This window comes from Campylobacter sp. CNRCH_2016_3089 (assembly GCF_025772505.1).
GTDB lineage: Bacteria > Campylobacterota > Campylobacteria > Campylobacterales > Campylobacteraceae > Campylobacter_D > Campylobacter_D lari_D.
Genome location: NZ_JAKMSF010000020.1, coordinates 1 through 9,576, shown reverse-complemented (window position 1 = coordinate 9,576; position 9,576 = coordinate 1). Strand labels below are relative to the sequence as shown.

Genomic DNA, 9,576 nt, shown 5'->3' with positions numbered 1-9,576 from the left:
TGAAAAAGAAATATTTGGCATGGGATTTGAAAAAAGAGGTAGTTATTTTGTGGATTATTTTGATTATAGTTTTAATTATAATGGGTTTTTTGAGATTAATAGATACAACGGATCGTATTATGATGAACTAAACTTAGCTTCTAGTCTAGATTCTCCTAATATTATTTATTACGATAATAATTCTTTGAAAAAATGTATACTCATTCCCTCTACCCTAGGCAAATACTATTTTCAAATAAGTAGATACCATAAAGAAGTTTTCTTTGAACTTTTAAAACCATACTATCCTGATGTAAAAAATCTTCCTAAGGGATGGAACAAGGAAATGATTGAAAAAATATAATCTTATATTTTTTCTACATTCTTAATCAAACTGCTAATATTAGAATCGATTTTAATATTATGAGTTTGCAAATCAAAAATTGCAAAAATGAAAAAACCTAAAATACATCCAATAGGTATAACAACTAACGCAAATTTCATAAATCTGCGTTGAAAATACTGCCAAAATTTTTCTCTATTAGCTCCATTATAAGCCTTATCAAAAGCTGTCTCATCTGTTAAATTTATAAGAGGAGTTAAAGCCGATGCTATATTATTACAAAGATAAATAATTTTTTCCTCAACATCTTTTTCATGAGAATATTTTCCTCTATATCCTAAAATCAAGCAAACATATATGAATTCCAAAAAATCCTTGTTTTTGGATGGATTAGACAACCAAGAAAGCGCTATATCGTAAAAATTATCACCACCTAGAGTCTCATCAAATAACCTCACGGTTAAAGTATGATTTGCCCAAGAGCTATTAATAAATAAATCATTTTTCATTAGACTTTCATCTATAAATACGCATAAGCAATATCTTAATTTTATAATATCTTTCTCATCATACTCTTTAAAAGTACTTAATCTTGAACTCCAAACCAAAATTTCATTCACAAGCTTTTCTTTTAAATTCTCTATATAAGCAGTATCCAAAGAATGAACCTTAGATAATCTATAAACAAGTAAAAGAATTTCCAAGCAATTATCAACAACTTTATTGATTTCTAAACCTTTTAAATCACTTTCTAAAAGCAAAGATCCTTCTTTAAAATGTGATTCTTTTTGCATATTACTCCTTAAAATACAGCCCACATTTTTATATCAGGGTTTTTTATATTTGTTGTTAGATATAAACTTATAACATTTTCACCCTTAAAGTATTTAAACAGCTCATCTTTTTTGTCTAACTTGTAATAAATATAACCATTTAAATAAGGTATAGAAGATGGAATATTTGAAATTTGCTCTATGTTTATCCCTCGTAATTGTGTTGTTACTATACTTTTTATCCTACTTTGAGTATGAATTTTACTTTGAGTTTTAAAATTATATAATAAATACTCATGATTAACATCAGCACTAATAGCTAAAAATAATTCACCCTCTTCAATAACCGTAGGATTGTCAAATAACAAATCATAAAATCCATTGTTATTGTCAATTACTTGAGCCATAGTATATTTTGGAGAAGTTATTTTTGCAAATAAAACTCTCAGTTGATTAGTAAGTGGTAAAAAAGTGTTAGTCAAGTCATCATGATTATATACTATAAAATCAGAAAAGGAGCTTTCAGTACCAAAAGCACTAAGATCTCCTTGAAAATCAACTAATTTTTCATATAAATTTTCAGGATGTATTTTATCTTTATTGATTATATATGAAAAAATAAAATACCATTTTTTTAAAAGATTAAGCGATAAATATGTACTAAAATCCAAGGTGTTTTTAGTTTGATCTATACCCTTAAATACTTCAGTGAGTATTTCTTTATGCTGTTTAATTGAATGCGAAATTTCTTCTAAAAATGATTTAATATACGAAGATTTATTTAAATCTAAACAAGTGGGTATAAAACTTTCATCTAACTCTATTTTTTTATTTAAATCAATATTTTTGATTTTTGCTATAGGAATTTCAAGTTCATCTGGAGTTTTACTACCTAAAAAGCCCAATTTCAATCTCAAACTAGCTAAAGTAATGCTTATTTTTTCTTGAGAGAAAGTAATATTATCATTCTCATATTCATCTTCTAAATCAGTATGTTTAAAAACATCATTAGTATTATCATCATATATTCTTGAAGCTACAACACTTCTTAAACTAATGTATTTTGAATTAGGTATATTATTGTGTAAAGATATATCTGCTATAGAGGATAAACCCATAGGAATTTTAATAACAATAATAGAATTTACCAAAGAATCATAATTAACTTCCAAAGGCTCTGGAAGCTCATCTTGTTCTGGTGCATTAAAAATGCTACCATCTTTAGCAATTCCAGAAATTCTTTTAAGTGCTATTTTTCCTTGCATTAGCATTTCATTGGAAAATTCTAAATCAATTATTCCATATAAATTATTGAAAGTTGAAATTGTTTTAAGATTAATATTTCTTTCAAAATATCGTTCTTGTTGCTCAAAATGAATTTTATCAATATTTAGCCCATTAAACCAAGCTACTTTTAGCTTATCTGCCATTATATTTTCCTTAGATTAAATATGTCTAATACCATCTTTTGTTATTTCAAATTTTAATGTTTTTTTAGTTCCAAAACCATTAGCATCATCTGTTTTTGCCCAAATTTTTGTTACTTTTTTAGTATTATTTGCAAATAAAACCAAAATACCAATATACGGCACTTCTTCATCTATAACTTTAAAAGCAATAATATTATCTTTAGGGGCAATTTGTAGTCTAATCGAGTCAATTTTATCTCTACCGAGTATAGCATCCTCTCTATTAATCAGCTCTAAATCACTAGCCTTTATAAATTTATTTACATCTTTTAGTTGATACACAATAACAGTCAAAGGAACATCATCATTTCTACTATTTAAATTAGAATTTTTTATATTATCAATCTTTACACTTACAACACTAGAGCAAGAACTTAAAAACAACCCCATGAGCAACATAACAAAAATTTTTCTCATTCCCATCCTTAAAAAAATACTTAAATAAATAACACTATAATTTTATTTTTTATTATAATTAAAAAAACTTTCAATAGTGCTTAGGAGATAAAAAATGATTTTCTGTGATCATTATGAAGAAAATTTAGAAAACTTAGAGATATTTCATTTACTTGAAGAAGAGATGACAAAATACAAAACATTAAATCATGAAAAAATACAATGGGATAAGGTATATGAATACTCATTAGATATTTTACAAAACAACTCGATGGATATGAAAATTTTCGCTTACTTTTCTTTATCATGTTTAGCATTAAATAACGAAGAGTGTTTTAAAATATTTTTAGAAATAATAATTTTTACAGAAAAATTATTTCGAGAAAAACCTGAAAATATAAGTAAAACATCTTCTATACTATTAAATCAAAAAAAGAAATACAAACAAATTGTTGAAAATTTTATTAATGAATTTAATAAAAATTCACCAAAATGCTCACAAGTCACAGCTAAAAGTTTAAATGAGTATTTTGAAAAATTACGCGAAATTTTAAATTGTAATTTTGCAAAATTAAACATTAAAGAAGAAATAACTCAAACCAAACAATCACCTCTTAAATCTCCAGTGACACAAGTAAATATCGATATAAAAAACACAAAATTATCTAATCTTAGTGATAGAGAATACAGAACATTATTAAATAATCTAGCAATAGAATTACTAGAAAATAACATTGAAAATACCAATGCTTATTCATTGTTTGCAGAAGCAGCTTGGGGAAGATTAAAAACCCTTCCACCGCATTCAGATTTTGTCACTAAAGTAAGATATCCTGATAGAAATTTAATAAAATTACTATTAGATAAAAATACGAATGAGTTAGATCAAATAAAATGTTTTATCAATAACCTTTCACTTAACCCTTTCTGGATAGAAGGATTTAAACTATTTTGTGATTTTTTACATCATCATCAAAAAGAACACTCCTTGAAAATTTTAAATTTACTAACTTGCAATTTTATTCTCAAATTCAAAGATATTACCAAGTTAAGATTTGACAACGGCGAATTAATGTGTAAAGAAGATACATTTAATTATTTTGTAAAACAAAATCAAGAAACTAATAAAAAAACACTCACTACATCCGATAAAAATAAAAAAGTAGAACAAATACTCATTGAAATAAACAATGAAAATTATAATAATTCTTTATTTTGTAATATAAATTCTTTAATAGCCATGGCACAAGTTTTTGAAACAAACAATATGAAAAATAATGCAAAAATTATATACTTACAACTAGTTGAACTTATGGAAAAAACCTTATTAAAGGATTACTTAAGTGATGAGTATAATTATGCAAAAAACAAAACTAATAAAAAAATATAAACTTAGTTATTCTTTATTTAGTTTTATGTATAATTTAAAAAATAAATTTTAATTCAAAAAATAAGGAAGTAAAATGTCTGATGGATCAAGTGCACCAAAAGAACGCATAAATATAACCTACAAGGCAAAAACAAACGGGCAAAATGCAGAGATAGAATTACCTTTAAAACTTATGATAATGGCTAATTTAACAGGTAAAAATGAACAAAATTTAGAAGATAGGGAAGTTGTGTCTATCAACAAAATAAATTTTAATCAAGTTATGCAAAAACTAGACATCAAAACCCAATTTAATGTTAAAAATACTTTGGGTGGAGGCGCTGAAGAATTAGATATCAACCTAAAAATATCTAGTATGAAAGATTTTTCGCCTGATAATATAGTGCAACAAGTGCCAGAGTTAAATAAACTAATGCGCCTTAGAGAAGCATTAATGGCTCTAAAAGGACCTATGGGTAATATTCCAAATTTTAGAAAAGCTGTTTTAGATGCTCTAAAAAATGAAAAAACCAAAGAGCAGTTGCTTTTAGAAATCAAAAAAGAAAATAACGAAGAATAAAGGAAACATAATATGTCAAAAGATAAAGTAATTGATACTCCAATTATTGAAAGTATTATGGAAAAAAGCAAATATGCTAGAAATGATGAAAGCTATAGTATAGCAAAAAGAGGAGTAGCCGAATTTATTTCCGCAATAGTTGAAAGCGATAACATAGAAGATAAAATCAACAAATTTGCACTTGATGAAATGATTGCCCATATCGATGATTTATTATCAAAACAAATGGATGAGATTTTACATAATGAAGAATTTCAAAAATTAGAATCGACTTGGAGAGGACTTTTCTTCTTAGTAGAAAGAACTGATTTTAATGAAAATATTAAAATTAATCTTTTTGATATTACAAAAGAAGAAGTTTTAGAAGATTTCGAAAATAATCCAGACATCACCCAAAGTGTTGTTTATAAAAATATTTATTCTTCAGAATATGGACAATTTGGTGGAGAACCAGTTGGTGCTATAATTGGTGATTACCAACTAAGCACTACAAGTCCAGATATGACTTTTTTAAATAAAATGTCAAGCATAGCAGCAATGAGTCATTCTCCATTTTTAACTTCTTTAGGACCTAAATTTTTTGGTTTAGAAAATTATTCAGAATTAGCTAATATTCAGGATTTACAAAGTCTTCTCGAGGGTCCACAATGCACAAGATGGAGAACTTTTAGAGAAAATGAAGATTCTAAATACACAGGATTAATGGTTACGAGGTTTTTGACAAGATCGCCTTATGATAGTGAAGAAAATCCCATCAAAAGCTTTAATTACAAAGAAAATGTTCACGCATCTCACAATCATCTATTATGGGGAAATTCAGCATATGCTTTCGCAACAAGATTAACAGAAAGTTTTGCTAAATACAGGTGGTGTGGTAGTATCATAGGACCAAAAAGCGGTGGAAGCGTAAAAGATCTTCCTACTTATTTTTATGAAAATTTTGGAAACTTAAAAGCTAAAATTCCTACTGAAGTTTTGATTACAGATAGAAGAGAATATGAACTTGCAGAAAATGGGTTTATAACTTTAACTCTAAGAAGAGACACCAATAATGCAGCATTTTTTTCAGCAAATTCTGCTTTAAAACCTAAAATATTTCCAAACACACCAGAAGGAAAAGAGGCTGAAACAAATTACCGCTTAGGCACTCAATTGCCTTATGTATTTTTAATTTCAAGATTAGCACATTATCTAAAAGTACTACAAAGAGAAGAAATTGGAAGCTGGAAGGAAAGAAGTGATATTGAAAATGGTTTAAACGAATGGGTTAGACAATATATTTCAGATCAAGAAAATCCACCAGCAGAGGTTAGAAGTAGAAGACCTTTTAGAGGGGCTCAAGTAAAAGTGGATAATATACCAGGGGAGCCTGGATGGTATAAGATTGGGTTGAGTGTTCGTCCTCACTTTAAATATATGGGTGGAAATTTTGAACTATCTTTAGTAGGTAAATTGGATAAAGAATAATAAATGTCTTTGTTGGATAAAATTATTCATTCATTGGATGAGCAATATCAAAATATCCCTTTTTATCAAAATGAATTTCAAGAAATAAAAAATAATATACAAGTTTTGCTTAATGCAAAACTTGATGACTGCTTAAGTGTTGAAGATTTTGGATTATCTAGTATGGAAAATCTAAATTTAAGCTCGACAGAACTTTGCTTGAACATGGCAAAAGAAATTCATAAACTCATAAGTAAATACGAAAAAAGAATTATAATTAATTCTATCACATATAATGATTCTTTAAAACCTTGGCAACTTTCATTTTTACTAAAATGTGTTTTTTGTAATGATAATTTTAAAGAATTTGCAATTGAAATTATATTTAAAAATAATCGATATTGCGAGGTTATCTAAAATGACACAAGATGATATACATTATTATCAAAAGGAGATTGCTTATCTTAATCATGCTCGGAAAATTTTTATAGATAAATTTCCCAAGTTAACCCCTTTTTTATCTTACGATAGTAAAGATCCAGATATAGAAAGAATTATTGAAAATTTAGCAATATTAACCTCTAAAATTCATCAAGAATTAGATCAAAATATACCCTATATTGCAGAATCTCTAATTAATATTCTTTCTCCAAATTACACCAACATTCTACCTTCTATGTGTATGCAAGAATTCAAATTTAGCGAAAACAGCAAACTCAACAGATTAATTATTCCTAAAAATAGTACAGTTAAATCTGTATCTATAGAAAAATGTGAATGTGAATTTAAAACAGTATATGATGTATATCTATATCCATTAAATATAGAGAATGTTTTTTTAGGAAGTGAAAGACAATATCATACATTAGATATACAACTTAGAGTTAGTAGAGAAGATTTAAACATAGAACATCTAGGTTTAGATAAACTAAGTATATACTTAGGGGATGATGTTTACACATCATCTACATTACTTTTTTATATGCATCAATATTTAGAAGAAATAAAAGTCATATCTCATGACACAAAAGAAGAATTTAAAATAAATACCCATAATATTAAAACTATGGGTTTAAAGCCAAACGAAAGTTGCCTATTTTATAATGACTTAGGATTTGAATCTTTTTCCTTGCTAAGAGAATACTTTTTTTTGCCTGAAAAATTTAATTTTATCTCAATACAAGGCTTGGATGTTTTACATGAGTGTAAAGGTAAGTTAATTAGCATTTTTTTTAAATTTAATAAGACACTTCCTAAAAATTGTATTATAAAAAATGAATTATTCTCATTATCGACAACACCAATCATTAATATTTTCGAAAAAACAGCAGAACCTATCATCAATAATCACTCGAAAAATGGATATAGAATTTTCATCGATAGAACAAATTTAAATGCATATGATATAGTTCAAATAAAACAAGTCAAAGCACATAATAGCGACAGCGGGAGTAGAATTTTAAAAAATTATAAAAATTTTGAACGTTTTGAATTTATGCAAAATAAAATACAAGATTTTTACTACATTACAAATAAATCAAATTCCAAGCAAGATAACTTCAAAGAAATATCGTTTTTTTCCTCAAACAATACAAATGAAACAATCACAATAGATGTATTATGCTGTAATAAAAATTTACCGACCCGTTTAAAAATAGGCGATATCAATCTTATACCTTTTTATAAAGATGCTATTACGAAAAACATTACCATTCCAACGCCGATTAAGCAAGTTAAAACCAATGGTGATCTTTTATGGAAATTAGTTTCTATTTTGTCATTTAGTTACCAAACTCTTTTAACAAAAACATCCTTTTTTCAAGTTTTAGAAAGCTATAGCTTTCCCGATGATAAAACTTCTGAAGTAGTATGTCAATTACTTACCTCTTCAATAATTGACATACAGTCAAAACCAAGCTACTTAATTGATGAGCATATTACAAAAAAAGGCACTATGAGTATTATAAGTATAGATGATTCTAAATTTTATTCTTTGGGTGAAGTTTATAAGCTAGGATTAATAATTTCAGAATTTTTATCATCCTTTGTGAGTATTAATTCATTTTGTGAATTAAAAATTAAATGCATAAACTCAAAAGCAACTATACATTATCCTTTTAAAAAAGGAATTAAACCTATATTATGAACAATGCAAACTCTTATACCTTTTATAAACTTCTTAAAAAATTATTAAAAGATCATCCCAAAGAAGATATTTTTCTAAGGGTAAATAATGCCCTAATGCATCCTAACAAAGAAATCGAATATGTAAAATTCAATAAAAATATTAGTGATTTTCCTATTGAAATTATGATTAATTTTATGGGTCTACAAGGTAATACATCACAACTCCCTTCTTATATACTAGACAAGCTCTCTAGGAATGAGGATGGCGGGGATGGATGGAGTTTATTTTTTGATTTCTTCAATCACTATCTTCTTTGGATTTTTTTTGAAATTACTACTCTTAACAATTATCCAAAAAGTTTTGATATTAATTTCAGCGATAGAATTTCTAAAATACTATTTTCTATGTTAGGTATCAATGATACAAAAATTGCAAAGAGATATCTACCTTTTGCACCGTTATTACTAAGTTTAAGAAGACCTAAAAGTTATATTGAAAGAATTTTACAAATCACTTTTAATTTACAAAATCAATTAAATATTATAGAAAATATACCCCATCAAATTTGCATAAGACACATACAATTAAATAAATTAGGAAGTAAAAATCATATTTTAGGAAAAAATCTAATCTTAGGAAAAAAATTTCTATCTTACCAAAATAAAATAGCTATTTATATAAAAGATATACACTATGATGAAGCTTTAAAATACTTTCCAAACGCAGAAAAATACAAAGAGCTTAAAGAAAGTATATTATTTCTAACTAACAATGAATTTTGTGTTGATTTATATCTTAAAATTATTTTTAATAAAAGAATGCTGTTTAAGCTAGGAGACTACTCTCACTCCAAATTAGGATGGGGTAAAATTTTAGGAAAAAAAATAAAAAATTACGAAATAATACATATTAAACTTCATGAATAATTTTTATATTTATCAAAATATATCATTTATTCATCTATATTAAAATCAAATACATAAGATCTGAATTTTTATTATTAAACTATTGATATTATTAAATTTTATTAATACCCAATATTATGAAAATAACCATAAATTAACAACAAGCTTATATTAATCCAAAACTCTAT

At 26.1% G+C, this 9,576-nt stretch carries 9 protein-coding genes and 1 pseudogene; 7 read left to right on the top strand and 3 right to left on the bottom strand.

The genetic code is table 11. The annotated features are described in order from the left end of the window. Window positions 1-343, top strand: a pseudogene (locus L8W69_RS08870) (hypothetical protein); the annotation flags it as partial. A gap of 2 nt (window positions 344-345) precedes the next feature. On the opposite strand, the gene icmH reads toward L8W69_RS08870, so the two are convergent. From icmH to tssJ, 3 genes are read right to left on the bottom strand one after another with little or no spacing between them, the layout of a single operon-like run. Continuing rightward, complete coding sequence (icmH, locus tag L8W69_RS08865) at window positions 346-1,116, bottom strand: type IVB secretion system protein IcmH/DotU (protein ID WP_263666951.1); 771 nt, start codon at window positions 1,114-1,116, stop codon at window positions 346-348. A gap of 8 nt (window positions 1,117-1,124) precedes the next feature. Continuing rightward, window positions 1,125-2,525, bottom strand: coding sequence for a type VI secretion system baseplate subunit TssK (gene tssK, locus L8W69_RS08860; protein WP_044598839.1), 1,401 nt, complete (start codon window positions 2,523-2,525; stop codon window positions 1,125-1,127). Window positions 2,526-2,540: 15 nt separating this feature from the next. Further along, window positions 2,541-2,981, bottom strand: coding sequence for a type VI secretion system lipoprotein TssJ (gene tssJ / locus L8W69_RS08855; RefSeq protein ID WP_147575446.1), 441 nt, complete (start codon window positions 2,979-2,981; stop codon window positions 2,541-2,543). 94 nt (window positions 2,982-3,075) lie between these two features. Between tssJ and L8W69_RS08850 the strand changes: the two genes are divergently transcribed. The 6 genes from L8W69_RS08850 (at window position 3,076) to L8W69_RS08825 (ending at window position 9,409) form a co-directional block, all read left to right on the top strand. Further along, window positions 3,076-4,350 (top strand): TssA family type VI secretion system protein, encoded by a 1,275-nt coding sequence (locus L8W69_RS08850; RefSeq protein WP_263666950.1) that lies wholly within the window; start codon window positions 3,076-3,078, stop codon window positions 4,348-4,350. Window positions 4,351-4,423: 73 nt separating this feature from the next. Next, a complete protein-coding gene (gene tssB / locus L8W69_RS08845) occupies window positions 4,424-4,909 on the top strand; it encodes a type VI secretion system contractile sheath small subunit (RefSeq protein ID WP_263666949.1) in 486 nt (161 codons plus the stop codon). A gap of 12 nt (window positions 4,910-4,921) precedes the next feature. Continuing rightward, complete coding sequence (gene tssC, locus L8W69_RS08840) at window positions 4,922-6,376, top strand: type VI secretion system contractile sheath large subunit (RefSeq protein ID WP_263666948.1); 1,455 nt, start codon at window positions 4,922-4,924, stop codon at window positions 6,374-6,376. Window positions 6,377-6,379: 3 nt separating this feature from the next. After that, window positions 6,380-6,772 carry a GPW/gp25 family protein gene (locus tag L8W69_RS08835; RefSeq protein WP_044598843.1) on the top strand — a complete coding sequence of 131 codons (393 nt, stop codon included), beginning with the start codon at window positions 6,380-6,382 and terminating at the stop codon, window positions 6,770-6,772. Window position 6,773: 1 nt separating this feature from the next. Beyond that, window positions 6,774-8,501: a type VI secretion system baseplate subunit TssF gene (tssF, locus tag L8W69_RS08830; protein ID WP_263659961.1), complete on the top strand. Its 1,728-nt coding sequence runs from the start codon at window positions 6,774-6,776 to the stop codon at window positions 8,499-8,501. Continuing rightward, entirely contained in the window at window positions 8,498-9,409 is a 912-nt protein-coding gene (locus L8W69_RS08825; protein WP_263666947.1) for a type VI secretion system baseplate subunit TssG, read from the top strand. Before tssF ends, L8W69_RS08825 begins: the two co-directional genes overlap by 4 nt. Window positions 9,410-9,576 lie beyond the last annotated feature (167 nt).